This window comes from Aeromonas sp. 2692-1 (genome assembly GCF_013085505.1).
Taxonomy (GTDB): Bacteria; Pseudomonadota; Gammaproteobacteria; order Enterobacterales; family Aeromonadaceae; genus Aeromonas; species Aeromonas hydrophila.
In genome coordinates, this window is sequence record NZ_CP038513.1 from 3,448,547 (window position 1) to 3,464,026 (window position 15,480).

Annotated in this window: 13 protein-coding genes; 7 read left to right on the forward strand and 6 right to left on the reverse strand. The window is 61.9% G+C overall.

Annotation, left to right across the window (positions count from 1 at the left end):
• Window positions 1-9 precede the first annotated feature (9 nt).
• Window positions 10-972 carry an IS1595 family transposase gene (locus E5E97_RS16300; protein ID WP_171280563.1) on the reverse strand — a complete coding sequence of 321 codons (963 nt, stop codon included), beginning with the start codon at window positions 970-972 and terminating at the stop codon, window positions 10-12.
• 230 nt (window positions 973-1,202) lie between these two features.
• Between E5E97_RS16300 and E5E97_RS16305 the strand changes: the two genes are divergently transcribed.
• On the forward strand, window positions 1,203-1,838 hold the full coding sequence (locus tag E5E97_RS16305; RefSeq protein ID WP_171280564.1) for a glutathione S-transferase family protein: 636 nt from the start codon (window positions 1,203-1,205) through the stop codon (window positions 1,836-1,838).
• Between the two features lie 84 nt (window positions 1,839-1,922).
• On the opposite strand, the gene E5E97_RS16310 is transcribed toward E5E97_RS16305, so the two are convergent.
• The gene (locus E5E97_RS16310; protein WP_005300975.1) at window positions 1,923-2,195 is read right to left on the reverse strand and encodes an acylphosphatase; all 273 of its coding nucleotides are present in this window, start codon (window positions 2,193-2,195) and stop codon (window positions 1,923-1,925) included.
• 85 nt (window positions 2,196-2,280) lie between these two features.
• Here E5E97_RS16310 and E5E97_RS16315 point away from each other — a divergent pair, with 85 nt between their 5' ends.
• Together E5E97_RS16315 and E5E97_RS16320 are read left to right on the forward strand one after the other, a co-directional pair.
• Window positions 2,281-3,711: a methyl-accepting chemotaxis protein gene (locus E5E97_RS16315; RefSeq protein ID WP_171280565.1), complete on the forward strand. Its 1,431-nt coding sequence runs from the start codon at window positions 2,281-2,283 to the stop codon at window positions 3,709-3,711.
• A gap of 105 nt (window positions 3,712-3,816) precedes the next feature.
• Window positions 3,817-5,010 (forward strand): class I SAM-dependent methyltransferase, encoded by a 1,194-nt coding sequence (locus E5E97_RS16320; RefSeq protein ID WP_029300865.1) that lies wholly within the window; start codon window positions 3,817-3,819, stop codon window positions 5,008-5,010.
• Between the two features lie 490 nt (window positions 5,011-5,500).
• Here E5E97_RS16320 and E5E97_RS16325 read toward each other — a convergent pair whose 3' ends face one another.
• Window positions 5,501-6,145 carry a glutathione S-transferase family protein gene (locus tag E5E97_RS16325; RefSeq protein WP_171280566.1) on the reverse strand — a complete coding sequence of 215 codons (645 nt, stop codon included), beginning with the start codon at window positions 6,143-6,145 and terminating at the stop codon, window positions 5,501-5,503.
• A gap of 260 nt (window positions 6,146-6,405) precedes the next feature.
• Between E5E97_RS16325 and E5E97_RS16330 the strand changes: the two genes are divergently transcribed.
• The 4 genes from E5E97_RS16330 (at window position 6,406) to E5E97_RS16345 (ending at window position 10,781) form a co-directional block, all read left to right on the forward strand.
• A complete protein-coding gene (locus tag E5E97_RS16330; protein ID WP_171280567.1) occupies window positions 6,406-7,590 on the forward strand; it encodes an acyltransferase in 1,185 nt (394 codons plus the stop codon).
• 384 nt (window positions 7,591-7,974) lie between these two features.
• On the forward strand, window positions 7,975-9,012 hold the full coding sequence (gene selD, locus E5E97_RS16335) for a selenide, water dikinase SelD (protein ID WP_171280568.1): 1,038 nt from the start codon (window positions 7,975-7,977) through the stop codon (window positions 9,010-9,012).
• On the forward strand, window positions 9,009-10,109 hold the full coding sequence (mnmH, locus tag E5E97_RS16340; protein ID WP_171280569.1) for a tRNA 2-selenouridine(34) synthase MnmH: 1,101 nt from the start codon (window positions 9,009-9,011) through the stop codon (window positions 10,107-10,109). Before selD ends, mnmH begins: the two co-directional genes overlap by 4 nt.
• Before the next feature lie 27 nt (window positions 10,110-10,136).
• On the forward strand, window positions 10,137-10,781 hold the full coding sequence (locus E5E97_RS16345) for an MBL fold metallo-hydrolase (RefSeq protein ID WP_011706079.1): 645 nt from the start codon (window positions 10,137-10,139) through the stop codon (window positions 10,779-10,781).
• Here E5E97_RS16345 and E5E97_RS16350 read toward each other — a convergent pair.
• From E5E97_RS16350 to rplY, 3 genes are all read right to left on the reverse strand, one after another.
• Entirely contained in the window at window positions 10,771-11,772 is a 1,002-nt protein-coding gene (locus E5E97_RS16350; RefSeq protein ID WP_011706078.1) for an HD domain-containing phosphohydrolase, read from the reverse strand. The genes E5E97_RS16345 and E5E97_RS16350 overlap by 11 nt on opposite strands.
• Window positions 11,769-14,939 (reverse strand): response regulator, encoded by a 3,171-nt coding sequence (locus E5E97_RS16355; protein ID WP_171280570.1) that lies wholly within the window; start codon window positions 14,937-14,939, stop codon window positions 11,769-11,771. The genes E5E97_RS16350 and E5E97_RS16355 overlap by 4 nt, the downstream gene beginning before the upstream one ends.
• Window positions 14,940-15,144: 205 nt before the next feature.
• Entirely contained in the window at window positions 15,145-15,432 is a 288-nt protein-coding gene (gene rplY, locus E5E97_RS16360) for a 50S ribosomal protein L25 (RefSeq protein ID WP_024945378.1), read from the reverse strand.
• Window positions 15,433-15,480: the final 48 nt, after the last annotated feature.

Sequence of the window (15,480 nt, forward strand, 5' to 3'; positions counted from 1 at the left end):
TTTATTTGGCTATGTCCCAATTACGTGTTGCATGGGGCGCCCCAGCGCCTCATGCAAGCAACGTGAGATATTCACTTCCCGCCCATAGCGCTCCAACATCCTTCGCCAACCCAGATAATTCCTCAGATAGTGGGTCGCGACCCCATGGAACCGTTCCATCCACTCCTTCAATCGCCTGTGGTACCCGTTCACATGTTGGATGTGATATGCACCCACCACCCGCTCTCCCGCTCGATTGCGCACCACTTGGTGTGTTATCCCCAGTCTCTCGCTGAAACTCGCATACACCCCGGCACCATCGCTGCACAGGACGGCATCCGGGGCGATAAGCGGCTGAAGCACTGCCTTCACCGCCCTGGCATTCAACTGTTCCAACTGGAAGTCAGCCAGGTGGCCTGCCCGGTCTTGCACCACTATCACCGGGATGTAATCCGGTCCTGTGCCTCGGGTACGGCCTTTACCGCCACGATGGCGGGCCGGGCGGGACAATCCGCGCTGTCCTTTGAACGACTCCAGGAAGAAGGTCTCATCGACCTCGACAATACCCTCTTCCCGTACCGCCTGGTGGCTAGCCATGGCCTTCAGGAAGCGGTGACGCCACAAAAAGGCGGTGTTTTTACCGACCCCACAGCGGAGCGCCGCCTGCCGGACGGTCAGACCGTCGATGAGGGCCTGTGCATAATCTTCCCAGCATTGTGGCTTGCGAAGTCGGGCGAGAGGCGTGTTCGTGAGCACGGAACTGGTGCGCAAACACTGCTTGCAGCGATAACGGCGCAGCCCTCGAGACCAGCCCCAGGGGGCCAGCAGTGTGGCCTCGGCCTGACAGTGAGGGCAGCATTGGCATGCGGGAAGTTGAGCGGCCAACGAGGTGATGGGGTGAGGGGTGGTGAGTTCCTGTTGCGCGAGACGACGCTGACGCAAAGTGAGCAATGGGAAGAGGGACAGTAGATGTTGAAAGGCTTGGGTATCCATGATGGCGGCCCTCAAGGTGATGACCTACTTCAAGGTTAGCCTTTCAACACATAACTGGGACTGAGCCTTTTATTTGCCCTCTTCGCCCCCTTCCCTCTCTCCTCTCCCCACTGAACGCCCTGGGTTGTGGGCGCGCTTCACCCTTTCGGTGCTTGTTGCACCTGGGTAATTTGCCTAGACTGGCGATTCACTTCGGGCCCATGGCCCCCTTCATCAGGCAAGGAGCAAGCATGATCACCTTATATGGCACCCCCGTCAGCCGGGCCCTGCGCGTATCCTGGTTACTGGAAGAGCTGGACGTGGCATGGCAGTTCCAGTTTCTCGGCTTCGCCAAGGGCGAGAACCGCAGCGACTGGTTTTTGACCCTCAACCCGGGCGGCAAAATGCCGGTGCTCAAGGACGGGGAATTCGTGCTGACCGAATCTGCCGCCATCATGCAGTACCTGGCCGAGGTGTATGGCCCAAACTGGCTGCCAGCCAGAGGAACCCAGGCCTCGGCGCTGCACGCCCAGTGGGTCAGTTTCATCACCTGCGAGCTGGAGCAGCCGCTGTGGACCATCGGCAAGCACCGCTTCGCCCTGCCCGAGGCCCAACGTCTGCCGGCCATCTTCCCCACCGCCAAGTGGGAGTTCGACAAGGCGGCGGCCATCGCCGAATCCTGGGTACCCGAGCAGGGTTACCTGCTCGGGGAGCAGATCACCATCGCCGATCTGCTGCTGGCCCATACCCTGATGTGGGCCACCCGCTTCGAGCAGACCATTACCCCCAAGCTGGCGGCCTATCGGGATCGTCTGGCCAAACGCCCCGCCCTGCAGGCGGTGCTCGCCAAGACCCAGGCCGTCGCCGATGCCGCCCAGGCCGGCTGACTCAAGAGTGCCATCAATGCAAACGGGAGCCTGTGTGGCTCCCGTTTTTCATGGCTGTTCGGCGTAATTGGCGTGGCAAGGCGCTCAATTGGTATGAAAGCCGCTCCCCTTGGGTGGCGGCGCCACTTCATACTCCATCCGGGTCACCTCGGCGGTGCGCGGCCCGCGCTCCAGCCAACCCAGCATCATTTGCACGCTCTGCTCCGGCCCGCAGATGAGGATCTCCACCGAGCCATCTTCCAGGTTGTAGGCGTGGCCCCGCAGCCCCAGTTGTAGCGCCCGCTCCCGGGTGAAGTAACGAAACCCCACCCCCTGAACCAGGCCCCACACTCGCACGACAAACGATTGCTCTCCCATTTCTCACACCTTCCCCTTAAGAAATTTCCCCCCAAGGCGATAATGAGCGCGACACTCTCATCCCCTTGCAGGACGCAATACCATTATGAAAGAAGTAAAGTTTCGGTGGGTTGACCGTTATCTCATTCACCTCACGATCAGCGAAAAATTTCTCATCACCTTCTGGTGCCCACTGCTGTTCATCGCCTTTCTCAGCTGGTATCTGCTGGCAGACGGCCACCAGCAACAGATGCAGCTGCGCCTGGATCAGCTCAAGCAGCGGGTCGAACTCAGCGCCCAGCTAGCAAGCCAGCACGCCGGTCTCACCCTGCCGGCCGAGCTCACCCTGAGCCCGACCGGCAGCACAGGGTTAACCCGGCAAGGCGACATCTATCGATACGGCGCCAGCGCCGGTCAGGCCGGGGTCGTCACCGGCACCCTGGATGCCTCCCGCTACTCCATGTGGGATAGTCAGAGCACCACGCTCACCATCATCGCCGTGCTGGCCGCCCTGCTGGCCCTGGTCACCCACTACCTGATGACCTTTGTCTCCGGTGCGCTCTACTCAACCAACAAGGCACTGCAGACCGTGGCGGATGGCGACCTCACCTTCCGCCTCAACTTCTTCCCGGTACGGGACGAGTTCTCCATTCTGGCGGGCAGCATCGACAGGTTCACCGACCGCCAGCACAAGATAGTGCAACTGGTGGAAGAGTCCGCCGAGGCGCTCACCCTGGCCGCCGACGAGTTTCGCGATCATGCCAGCGAGGGTGAGAGCATGGCCCGCTCCCAGCGCCAGCACATGGACTCCCTGGCCGCCGCCATGGAGCAGATGTCTGCCGCCATCCGTGAAGTGGCCCGCAACGCCAACGACACCCTGCAGCAGACCCGCCAGTCGAGCGAAGAGGCAGCCAACGGCGCCGCCCGGGTATCGCGCACCATCACCGCCATCCGTACCCTGGCCGACGAGATCGGCAACGCCTCCGGCGCAGTGGAACGGCTGACCCACAACGCCAATCGCATCAACGAAGTGGTCAACGTCATCAATGCTATCTCCCAGCAGACCAACCTGCTGGCCCTCAATGCCGCCATCGAGGCGGCCCGTGCCGGCGAGCAGGGCCGCGGCTTTGCGGTGGTGGCCGACGAGGTTCGCACCCTCGCCAGCCGCACCCAGCAGGCCACGGTGGAGATCCAGCAGATGATCGAAGAGCTGCAGGCCGGCACCGGCGCGCTGAACGACATCATGGAGAAAACCGTAGGTCGCGCCGCCAGCAGCCAGGCCTTGATCAGCGAAGTGGGGCTCGACATCGACAAACTCAGCAACCACAGCGATGCGGTGCTGGAGATGAGCACCCAGATCGCCACCTCCAGCGAGCAGCAGAGCTCGGTGGCCGAGGAGATCACCCGCAATCTGGATCAGGTGCGCCACGAAGCGGGTCAGGTGGAAGAGTCCGCCAGCGCCTCGGTGGCCGGCACCGCCGGCCTCAAGGCCACCGCCACCGAGCTGGCACAGGCATTGAAGGGGCTAAAAATCTGATTAGCAAGCTCCCAAAGCCTGACGCTATCTGCCAAGGTTGTTTGAGTTTTGCCAGCGGGCCACATAGAATGTGGCCCCTTTTCTTTTGACCATCTGGCAACCCCCATGAGCGCTTCCATCTATCTCGTCAAAGGCCGCGAAAAATCCCTGTTGCGTCGCCACCCCTGGATCTTCTCCAAAGGGATCGAGCGGGTACAGGGCAACCCCATCGATGGCGATACCGTCGAGATCTACACCCAGGATGGCAAGTGGCTCGCCCGCGGTGCCTGGTCCGGCAGCTCCCAGATCCGTGCCCGGGTCTGGACCTTCGACAAAGATGAAACCGTCGATCTCGACTTCTTCATCCGTCGCCTCAAATACGCCCAGGAGTCCCGCGATGGGCTCATCAAGCGCCAAGGCCTCACCGGCTACCGCCTATGCGCCGCCGAATCCGACGGCCTGCCGGGTCTGACCATCGACCGCTATGCCGACTTTCTGGTGTGCCAAATTCTCTCCGCCGGTGCCGAGTTCCAGCGCGAGTTGATCACCCAAGCGCTGCGTACCCTTTACCCAGAGTGCAGCATCTATGAGCGCTCCGACGTGGCGGTACGCAAGAAGGAAGGGCTGAAAGAACGCACCGGCGTCATCTATGGCGAGACCCCGACCGAGCCGGTGGTGATCGAGGAGAATGGCGGCGTCAAGATCCTGGTAGACATCCGCAACGGCCACAAGACCGGTTTCTATCTGGATCAACGGGACAACCGCCAGGCTGCCGCCAAGTACACCGAAGGCAAGCGGGTGCTCAACTGCTTCTGCTACACCGGTGGTTTTGGCGTCTACGCCCTCAAGGGCGGCGCCAAGGAAGTGGTCAACGTCGATCTCTCCCAGAACGCGCTGGATATCGCCCGCCAGAACGCCGAACTGAACGGGCTGGATACCAGCAACACCCAGTTCGTCCGTCACGACGTGTTCAAGCTGCTGCGTGAATACCGCGAGAAGGGCGAGAAGTTCGATGTCATCGTGCTGGATCCGCCCAAGTTTGCCGAGAGCAAGGCCCAGCTGCTGGGTGCCTGCCGCGGCTACAAGGACATCAACATGCTGGCGTTCCAGCTGCTGGCGCCGGGTGGCGTACTGCTGACCTACTCCTGCTCCGGCCTGATGGAGCAGAGCCTGTTCCAGAAGATCGTCGCCGATGCGGCGCTCGATGCCGGCCGCGACGCCCAGATCCTGGAGCTCTTGTCCCAGGCCTCCGATCACCCCATCGGTACCGCCTATCCGGAAGGCTTCTACCTCAAGGGGCTGGTGGTGCGCGCCCGCTAAGCCGAGCAGACCAGCGCAGCTCCCTTGTCCCCGGTTTCAGATCCGGGCCAGGGCTGGGCTCGGCAAGCCATCAAAAAGCCCGCTATCTTAGCGGGCTTTTTTTATGCGGCCGCCAAAGAGATAACCTCACCCTCACCCTCACCCTCACCCTCACCCTGACTCTGCCACCAGCAGCGATGGATGACCCCAACAATCCTCTTCGACTGACTGCAGCCATCCTCAATCTAGAATTGCCGCATCGTTAGCCCGCTTCTCACCTCTCTTTCACCCAGACATGGCATACACAGCCCGCCAGCAGAGACATTCCTGGCACTTTCTTTATGCAAAAAAATGAAATATTACGCATCAACATTAAAAATTCCTCGGGGAAACATCGGCCATAAATGCATACTCACTCAACCGAGTGAATATTACTGTTTTTCCCCTGCAATTGACCCCGCCTCGCACATTGCCCGGGGCGGCAATGCCCGCCCGCCACAAACCATCCCGCTCAATCACGCGCCGGCGCACCCAGCGGGAAGTAGTGCCGAAATGGCCTGGCCTCCTCCACTGCCCGCACGATGGAGGGATGATTGAGCAGACGGGCGCGATAGGCACGCAGACGGCCATAGCCAGCGGGGATCTCGTGAGCCCAGTCGGCGTAGAAGAGCGAGGGGGCGGCGGCGCAATCGGCCAGCGTGAAGCCAGCACCGGCAATCCAGTGGCGCCCTTCGAGCCGCTGATCGAGCCAGGGGTAGATCTGATCGAGCAGCTCGCGGGCCTCCGCTACGCCATAACGGTCGCGATCCGCGACCGGGCGCAGTGCATCCAGCACCACTTTTTGCATCGGCGTCATCACATAGTTGTCGAAGACGCGATCCAGCATATGCACCTCCAGGCCCGCATCGCCAGGCGGGATCAGGTAGACGGGGCCCGGGTGGTGCGCCTGCAGATGGGCGACGATGGTGCTGCTCTCGAGAATGCAGCGACCGTCATCCAGCAGCACCGGGAAGCGCTTGAGTGGCCAGAGGGCGGCAAGTTCGGCGTTGGCCGCCGGCTCTTCGAGATTCCGGTACTCGAACGGGGTGGCATTCTCGTAGAGGGCGATCAACACCTTCTGGCTGTAGGATGAGAAAGGATGGGCATAGAGTTTCATCGGGAGGCTCCTTGCACGCTGATGGATGACTTCCCTAGTCTAGATCCCCTCTTCACCTTCGCTGTAGCACTGATCCCTTGCTGGTTTTTGGATGATAAATGCGCATTCATGACGAAAATCACACCCGTATGGCTCTCTTTTAGGTAGGGTGATCCCGCCTGTGGCCGCCAAGCCTGGGCAGCCGACTCATCAGGGTTGATGAGCGGCACCACAACAAAAATCGATGTCAGGCCAAGCTGAACATCATCAAGGATCCCGTCATGAATCAATCATTGCCGCTGTTGACGCCGCTGCGGGGCATCGCTGCCCTGATGGTGGTGCTGTTCCACGCCCGCTTGCTGCTCTTTCCCCAGTGGATGGAGTCGATCGCCGGCCACACCCAACTCATCGAAAACGGCTACCTCTGGGTCGATCTGTTCTTTATTTTGAGCGGACTGGTGCTGGCCCACGTCTACGGGGAGGCCTTCGCCCGCACGCCCCGCACCATAAGTTATGGCCACTTCCTCTGGCTGCGGCTGACCCGGGTTTATCCCCTCTACCTGGTAACCCTGCTGCTGCTGGTGGGCTGGGAGCTCTACAAGGCCCACCATGGGATTGGCTTCTACGCCGGTCCCCTGTTCAAGATGTGGGAGTGGGGGGGGATGCCTCCTTTCGGCTCACCCTTTACCCCGGCCGAGGCGCTGCCAAGCAGCCTGTTGCTGCTGCAGGTGGTGACCGATCACGGATTGACCTGGAACTTCGCTGCCTGGTCGCTCAGCGTGGAGTGGATTAGCTATCTGCTGTTTCCGCTGCTCATTCCCCTCGCCGTCACCCGCAGCCGCTGGAGCAACCTCGCCCCCTTGCTGGCCCTGACGGTGCTGGCCTTTATCGTGCACAGCCGGGGTACCCTGGATGTCACCAGCGGGACACTGGCCATCGGGCGCGGGGTGAGTGAATTCGTGCTCGGCCTCTGGCTGCTGCCGAAGGTCAAGGCTGCCCGCCAGTGGCCCATGATGCAGTGGGATCTGCCGCTGCTGCTCGCCTTTTTGCTCCCCTTCGCGCTGATACAGTTCACCATGACGCCGCAGCTGACCCTGCTGCTGATCAGCACCTACGTGCTGCTGATCTGGATTGCCGCCTGCCAGGGCGATCGCCAGAGCCCGCTGCTGCGCCTCCTGGATAACCGCTTCACCAACTGGCTGGGGGATCTCTCCTACTCCATCTACCTGCTGCACGCGCTGGTGCTGCTCACCGGCTGCGAGCTTGTCCACTATCTGGCGCCAGGGCTCACCGAGTGGTGGTACGCCCAGACCAACCCGCTGCTGGGTGTGTTGGCCACCTTGTTGATGCTGGCTGTGCTGATCGGGCTCTCGGCGCTGAGCTACACCCTGCTGGAGCGGCCGCTGCAACGGCGCCTGCGCCGGCTCGGCAAGGCGCGCCAGCCGGTGATGGAGCAAGCCGGCTAAGTTCCCCACCAAAGATAGCCCCGATGGCAGCACGGCTCGCCTTCGGGGCTACGCCGGGGGAGAGCCTTGCCTGCGTCATGGCGAGGGCGGCCCCCTTTCTCTAAACCCGCCAATTCCCTGCGCTTTGTGTGAATTCCAGTTCGAACCAGAGCGGCCATTTGTGGCATAATGGCCCGTCCTGTGGCCCTTGGCGGGGCTGCGCCGGCGCATCTGTCGCCTCTCCTCCCCCGTCCTGCCAGACTGCCTTGCACGGCTGCCTGACATCGCTGCGCTCAAAGCCAGCCAAGGCCACCCGAATTTCGCGCGCATACGCGCACATTTGACGGCTCCACAGAGCCGCTGCACTTATTTGTACACGCAAGTTTGCACACACAAGGGGAAAGTATGTCTTCCATTCGTCTGACCCAATACAGCCACGGCGCTGGCTGCGGCTGCAAAATCTCTCCCAAGGTGCTCGACACCATTCTCAAGAGCCAGATTCCGGGCTTTGACGACCCGACACTGGTGGTCGGCAACAGCAGCAAGGATGACGCGGCCGTGGTCGATATCGGCAACGGTCAGGGTATCGTCTCCACCACCGACTTCTTCATGCCCATCGTCGATGACCCCTTCACCTTCGGTCGCATCGCCGCCACCAACGCCATCAGCGACATCTACGCCATGGGCGGCAAACCCATCGTCGCCATCGCCATCCTCGGCTGGCCCATCAACACCCTGGCGCCGGAAGTGGCCCAGCAGGTGATCGACGGCGGCCGCCAGGTGTGCCACGAAGCGGGAATTTCTCTGGCCGGCGGCCACAGCATCGATGCCCCCGAGCCCATCTTCGGCCTCGCGGTGACCGGTATCGTGCCGCTCGACGCCATCAAGCAGAACGACACCGCCAAGGTGGGTGACACCCTCTATCTGACCAAACCTCTCGGCATCGGTATCCTCACCACCGCCCAGAAGAAGGGCAAGCTCAAACCCGAGCACGAGCAACTGGCCCCCAACGCCATGTGCACCCTCAACAAGATTGGACAGCGCTTTGCCGAACTGCCCGGTGTGCATGCCATGACCGACGTGACCGGCTTTGGTCTGGCCGGCCATCTGCTGGAGATGTGCGAAGGTTCCGGCGTCAGTGCCCGTCTGGACTTCAAGGCGCTGCCGCTGCTGGACGAGGTGGATTACTACCTGAGTGAGGGCTGCGTACCGGGCGGTACCCTGCGCAACTTCGACTCCTATGGTGACAAGCTAGACGCCATGGATGATCGCACCCGCAACATCCTGTGCGACCCGCAGACCAGCGGCGGCCTGCTGGTAGCCGTCGGTAAAGAAAGTGAAGCCGAGCTCCTCGCCATTGCCGCACAGGCAGGGTTGACCCTCTCCCCCGTCGGCCAGCTGCAGGCCCGCACCGGCAACCAGTTCATCGAGGTTGTCCAATGAGTGCACTGCCACTGGCCACGGATTACGCCCGAATTTTTCTCGATGACGTTCCGCTCATCGACCTGCGCGCCCCCATCGAGTTCAAGGAGGGGGCCTTCCCCTGCTCGACCAATCTGCCATTGATGACGGATGATGAGCGGGCCCAGGTCGGTACCTGCTTCAAGCAGCAGGGGCAGGCGGCCGCCATCGCACTGGGCCATCAACTGGTCGGTGGCGCCGTACGGGCAGAACGCCTCGAGGGCTGGCTGGCCCAGCTGCGCCGGCAACCGGATGCCGTGCTCTACTGCTTTCGCGGCGGCCTGCGCTCGCAAACGGTGCAGCAGTGGCTGCATGAAGCTGGGGTCACTCGCCCGCGGATCGCTGGCGGCTACAAGGATCTGCGCCGCTTCCTCATCGACACCCTCGATGGAGCAGCGGCGCAGTGCCAGTGGACCGTGCTGACCGGCATGACCGGCTCCGGCAAGACCCACATGCTGGCCGAGGTGGCCCAGGCGCTGGATCTGGAAGGCCATGCCCATCACAGGGGGTCGTCGTTTGGCCAGCTGCCTGGCGGCCAGCCCAGCAACATCAACTTTGAAAACAACCTGGCCATCGAGCTGCTCAAGCGCCGCCATCAGGGTGAGCAGGCGTTCGTGGTGGAGGATGAGAGCCGCCTCATCGGCCGCTGCTGCCTGCCCAATCCACTGTTCGATGCCATGAGCCAGGCACCGCTGGTGGTGGTCGAGGTGCCGCAAGAAGAGCGCGCCGAACAGATCCGCCAGGACTATGTGCACGACCTCTGGCTGCGCTATCAGGCGATGTTTGGCGCCGAAGAGGGCTGGCCACTGTTTGCCGCTTACCTGACCGATGCACTGGCCAGACTCAAGCGCCGGCTCGGTGATCAGGCCCATCGCGAGCTGGACACCCTGATGCAGAGCGCGCTCGCCGAGCAAGCCAGCAGCGGTGATACCTCGCTGCACCTGGCCTGGATCACCCTGTTGCTGACCCGCTATTACGATCCCATGTACCTTTACCAGCTTGGCAACAAGCGCGAGCGCATCATCTTTCAGGGTGACAAGCAGGCTTGTCTCGACTTCTTTGCCAAGCAGCGTGCCTGAATCAGCGGCCCATCAAGAGGACCCCATATGTTGAAATTCGAGGTGATCCCGGTCACCCAGTTTGCCCAGAACTGCTCCCTCATCTGGTGTGACGAGACCCATCAGGCCGCCCTCATCGATCCGGGCGGCGAAGCGGACAAGCTGCTGGCCGCCATCGCCAAACGCGGGCTGACCCTGACCCATATCCTGCTGACTCACGGTCATCTGGATCACGTGGGTGCCGCTGCCGAGCTGCGGGAGAAAACCGGGGTGGCCATCACCGGCCCCCACAAAGAGGATGCGTTCTGGCTCGACATGCTGCCCCAGCAGAGCCAGATGTTTGGCTTCGCTCATACCCCCGCGTTCACGCCGGATCACTGGCTTGAGCAAGGTGACAAGGTAAAGGTGGGTCAATGCGAGCTGGAGGTGTACTTCTGCCCTGGCCACACCCCGGGCCATGTGGTGCTGCTCTCTCAAACCGAGCGGCTTGCCTGGGTGGGCGACGTGCTGTTTGCCGGCAGCATAGGTCGGACCGATTTTCCCCGTGGCGATCACGGGACGCTGATCAAGTCGATCACCGAGACCCTGCTGCCCCTTGGCGATGACATCGTCTTCATCCCCGGCCACGGTCCCAGCTCGACATTCGGCCGCGAGCAGGCAAGCAATCCCTACCTGACACAACCTATCTGGTGATCCCCCGCTCCTCGCGGGTGTCCCACTGGGCCTTGAGGCGCAAGATCTCCGGCATGATCTCGAGAAAACAGGCGAGCAGCCGGGGATCAAAGTGCTGGCCGGCGCCGTCACGCATCGTCGCCAGCACCTGCTCCAGGGGCCAGGGCTCCTTGTAAGGGCGACGCACACTCAGGGCGTCAAACACATCGGCGATGGCCACGATCCGCGACGCCTCGGGGATCCCTTCGCCGGTTTCTCCTGCGGGGTAACCCGAGCCGTCCCACTTCTCGTGGTGATGCAGGGCAATCTCCGCCGCCATGCGGAAGATGAGCCCGTCTGAGCGCTTCAAGATTTCGTAACCGATGCGCGGATGGGTGCGCATGATGGCCCACTCCTCTTCGGTGAGAGGACCGGGCTTCTTGAGGATGTGATCGGGGATCCCAATCTTGCCCATGTCGTGCATGGGGGCCGCCAGCTCCAGTAGCTCGGACTGATCCGCACTCCAGCCCGCCGCGTCGGCCAGGGCTCGGGCATAGGCGGCCATGCGCCAGATATGTACCCCGGTGTCGGTGTCGTTGTAGTGACCCGCCTCGCTCAGCATCACGATGGCGGTGCGGTAACTGCGCTCGAGCTGATCGAGGCGCACCAGCGAGAGGTGAGTGCGCACCCGGGCGCGCACCGTGCTTGGGCAGACCGGCTTGTAAATGTAATCCACCCCGCCCGCCTCGAACCCCTGGCTCTCGCTGTCCGGGTTGTCGCTCGCCGTGATGAACAGCACCGGGATCCCGGCGTGGGCGGGATCGGCCTTGAGCCTGCGGCACACCTCGTAGCCGTCCATGTCAGGCATGCGCACGTCAAGCAGGATCAGGGCCGGTTCGTGGCGCGCCACGGCGGCCAGCCCCTCCTCACCGCCCTTGGCGAAAAACAGGCTGTACTCCTCCTTGAGGATTTGCCGCAACAGCCCGAGGTTGCTCGGTTCGTCGTCGATGATCAACACGCGCGGTCGATTCATGATCCAGGTGCCTCCCGATTGTCCAGATACCCTTCCAGCTTGCAGGTCGCGAGCTGGATATCGAACAGCTCCAGGGCCGCACTGATCTCGCTCACCAGCTCAGCAGGCAAGTAACTCTTGGCCTGACCCAGCGCAGGTTCAATCAGTTCCAGATCCTCGCTCACAAGGGCCTCACGCAGGGCGTGCAGGCACACCTCCTGCGCCTCACCCTGCGCCAGCGGGGAGCTGACGGCCCCCGGCTCGCGTCCGGCATAGAGGTCGATGGCCTGCTGCGCCCGTTCCAGCGCCTCAAGGAACGGAGCCATCAGCTGGCTGGTGTCCCCTCCCTGCTCTATGGCCTCATTCAGTTCTGCACTGATGCGCGCCACATCGGTGAGCGACAGACTGCCCGCCACTCCCTTGAGCTTGTGTGTCAGGCTCGCGGCCGCATCAGTCTCGTGCTGGGCGATGTAGTCCGGCAGCACGGTACCGACCGTCATGTAGTCATCGCGGAATCGGCGCAGGTATTTGAGATAGACGGAGGCCTCACCCCAGTTGCGAAGCCCGGTATCGATGTCAATGCCGGCCACCGGCTCCACGGCAGGTGGCGCGTCGCTGATCGTGAGCGGCACCACACTGTCGGGCAGGTAACGCAGCAGGGTCGCGATGAGCTGCTCCACGTCGAGCGGCTTGGCGATGAAATCGTTCATGCCGCAGGCCAGCGCTGCCTCGCGTTGATCCTTGAACACCCCGGCGGTGAGTGCCAGCACGGGCGTCTCCTTGTGTCCCGGCAGCTGGCGCAGGCGACGGGTCGCCTCGTAGCCATCCATCACCGGCATCTGCACGTCCATGAGCACCAGATCGATACGCTGCGCCGGATCGGCAAGACAGGCCAGGGCCCGCTCCCCGTCAATGGCGGTGATCACCTCGGCCCCCTCCCGCTGCAGCAAGCGGGTTGCCACTTCCAGGTTGATGTCGCTGTCATCGACCAGCAGTATGTGAACGCCAGGCAGGCGCAGACGGCGCTGGCCGCTCTCCAGCAGATCCACATGCTCGCGCTTCTCATGGATGAGGCGTGCCACCGCGTTGTAGAGGCTGGAACCGGTGACCGGCTTGTGCAACACCAGATCCACCTGCTCCGAGCCGGGGCGACGCATCAACTCTTCCTGGGAATAGGCCGTTGCCATGATGATGATGGGCGAGCGATCCTGCTGCTCGAAGGCTCGCCGAATGGCCACGCAGGTCTCGAGACCGTCCATGCCCGGCATGATCCAGTCGAGCAGGATCACGTCGAAACGCTCCCCCTGCCGCAGCAGATGGTGCAAGGCCTGCTCGCCCGACTCCACCACCCGTGACTGCCAGCCGAGGGAACCCACCGTCATCGACAGGGTGTCGCGGGTTACCTGGTTGTCGTCGGCGATAAGCAGCGAGACGTGCTGCAACCGCTCGTGGAAAGCCTCGGGCCGCTCTACCTGCTCCAGCCGGACACGGAACCAGAACTCGCTCCCCTTGCCCAGTTCGCTGGTGACGCCGATGTCGCCCCCCATCAGGTTCACCAGGCGGCGACTGATGGTCAGGCCGAGCCCGGTTCCCCCAAAACGGCGGCTGGTAGAGGAGTCGGCCTGGGAGAAGGCATTGAAGATGTTGGCCTGCTGCTCGGGCGGAATGCCAATCCCGGTGTCACGCACCCGAAACAGCAAGGTGGCCATGCCGTCTTGCTCGGCTTCCAGCTCGACCTTGACCTCCACCTCCCCGCGCTCGGTGAACTTGATGGCGTTGCCGGTCAGGTTGAGCAATACCTGCTCGAGGCGCAGGGCGTCCCCAACCAGGTGGGCGGCTTGTTCGGGGGCACTGCTCACCACCAGCTCGAGGTGCTTGTTGCCAACGCAGGTGGACATGATGGCCGCCACATGATCGAGCACCTCTTCCAGGCTGAATGGCACCTGCTCGAGCTCGAGCCGGCCCGATTCAATCTTGGAGAAATCGAGGATGTCGTTGATGATCCCGAGCAGAGCCTGCCCGGCCTGATGGATCTTGCGCACCAGGGCGCGCTGGCCATCGTCGAGCCCCCCCTGTTCGAGCAGGTAGGCCAGCCCCATGATGGCGTTCATGGGGGTGCGGATCTCGTGGCTCATGTTGGCGATGAAATCCCCTTTGACCCGCGCCAATCTGGCCGCCTCCTGCTGCGCCAGCTGCTCCCGATGCCGGCTGAGCACCAGCGAGGCCACTGCGGCGCCGAACAGCAACAGCAAGATGGCGCAAGTGGCCGAGATGATCCCCCAGATATGAGTGCGAATGGCCAGCAGCTCGCTGCGTGGCACCATGGAGGCAGCCTTCCAGGCCAGCTGATCGTGATTCAGTGCCGGGTACAGCGTGGTCCAGCTCCACAGACCATCGGCAAGCTCAACCTGGCCACTCGAAGCCCCCAAGAATGCCTGCCAGGCCTGGGGAGAAAACTGCTTCAAGGTGAGGTCCGGACGCTCAAGCATGAAGCCCCACTCTTGTGCCGGATCCGGGCTGCGCAGCCAATAGCCATCCTGATTGAGCAGCATGGTGTGATCGGCGGCTCTGCCACTGCTGTTGGCAAAGACCTTGAGCATACGGCCAGCCTGCACATTGATGAGCAGCAAACCCAGATCGCGATCCCCCAGGCGCAGGCGCTTGGCAATACGGATCATGGGATTGAAGGGGCGATCGATCACCCCCTGCTCGACGTTGAGATCGAGCGGCGAGACGTAAATCCGCTCCCAGGGCAGCGCCATGGCATCGCGGAAATAGTAGCGATCCTTTTTGTTTTGCAGCTGGTCATCGGGAACACGCTGCAGATGCTGGCCCTGACGATTGAAGCGCACCAACTCCATGCCATCCGGCGCCAGCCAACGCACCTGGGCGTAGTCAGGATTGCGGTTCATCAGCACGGTAAACTGGGCGGCAATGTTGTCACGCTCGTTGCGACCCGCCGCTTCGAGCAGGATGGGCTCTTCAGACATGCTGCGCACATGGCGCAGCGGCACCGCCAGTTCGTCGTCGAGACGACCGCTGGCGAGCGACAGGAAGGTGCTCTCATCGCTGCGTACACGGTAGAGCTCGCGCTCGATCAGTGCGTCACCCAGCAGATACCCACCCACCAAAACCAGTACCAGAATGGGTGTGAACAGCAGGAAATATCCCCGTATGATTCCCTTCATCACGGTCAACATTACCCCGTATTTGGACTTGTTCGAATACTTTGTAGATGCCAGAGCATCACAGTTGGTGTGTTGCTGTCAATCATGCCTACAAGTAAAGACTAACAGTACTATTTGAGTATTTTATTTTTATCGGGGAAAAACGCTGTAAAAACAAAGAGGCCACCCAATTGGGTGGCCTCTTTACTGGAACGTTCGTTGTCGATTAAACGCGAACGAAGTCCAGGTGAACCAGCTTGTAACGTACCGGGTGACGCTGGATAGCCTTCACTTTCACGTTAACTTCTTCGCCGTTGATAACCAGAGTCAGTACAGACTCGTAGAATTCCGGCTTTTCTTGGGCCAGGATGAATTTCTTGTGGTCAACGGTGATGGACTGGGCTTCTTTGCCTGCACCGTAAACGATGGCAGGAACTTGGTCAGCATGACGCAGGCGGCGGCTCGCACCTTTCCCCAGGTCAGAACGGACTTCAGCTTGGAATACGAAAGACATAATGTTTATCTCATATAGATGAATGTATGGTGTTGACTGCGACCGGTC

Coding starts and splice junctions, on each gene's coding strand:
- E5E97_RS16300 (WP_171280563.1), bottom strand. CDS start 972: ATGGATACCCAAGCCTTTCAACATCTACTGTCCCTCTTCCCATTGCTC.
- E5E97_RS16305 (WP_171280564.1), top strand. CDS start 1,203: ATGATCACCTTATATGGCACCCCCGTCAGCCGGGCCCTGCGCGTATCC.
- E5E97_RS16310 (WP_005300975.1), bottom strand. CDS start 2,195: ATGGGAGAGCAATCGTTTGTCGTGCGAGTGTGGGGCCTGGTTCAGGGG.
- E5E97_RS16315 (WP_171280565.1), top strand. CDS start 2,281: ATGAAAGAAGTAAAGTTTCGGTGGGTTGACCGTTATCTCATTCACCTC.
- E5E97_RS16320 (WP_029300865.1), top strand. CDS start 3,817: ATGAGCGCTTCCATCTATCTCGTCAAAGGCCGCGAAAAATCCCTGTTG.
- E5E97_RS16325 (WP_171280566.1), bottom strand. CDS start 6,145: ATGAAACTCTATGCCCATCCTTTCTCATCCTACAGCCAGAAGGTGTTG.
- E5E97_RS16330 (WP_171280567.1), top strand. CDS start 6,406: ATGAATCAATCATTGCCGCTGTTGACGCCGCTGCGGGGCATCGCTGCC.
- selD (WP_171280568.1), top strand. CDS start 7,975: ATGTCTTCCATTCGTCTGACCCAATACAGCCACGGCGCTGGCTGCGGC.
- mnmH (WP_171280569.1), top strand. CDS start 9,009: ATGAGTGCACTGCCACTGGCCACGGATTACGCCCGAATTTTTCTCGAT.
- E5E97_RS16345 (WP_011706079.1), top strand. CDS start 10,137: ATGTTGAAATTCGAGGTGATCCCGGTCACCCAGTTTGCCCAGAACTGC.
- E5E97_RS16350 (WP_011706078.1), bottom strand. CDS start 11,772: ATGAATCGACCGCGCGTGTTGATCATCGACGACGAACCGAGCAACCTC.
- E5E97_RS16355 (WP_171280570.1), bottom strand. CDS start 14,939: ATGAAGGGAATCATACGGGGATATTTCCTGCTGTTCACACCCATTCTG.
- rplY (WP_024945378.1), bottom strand. CDS start 15,432: ATGTCTTTCGTATTCCAAGCTGAAGTCCGTTCTGACCTGGGGAAAGGT.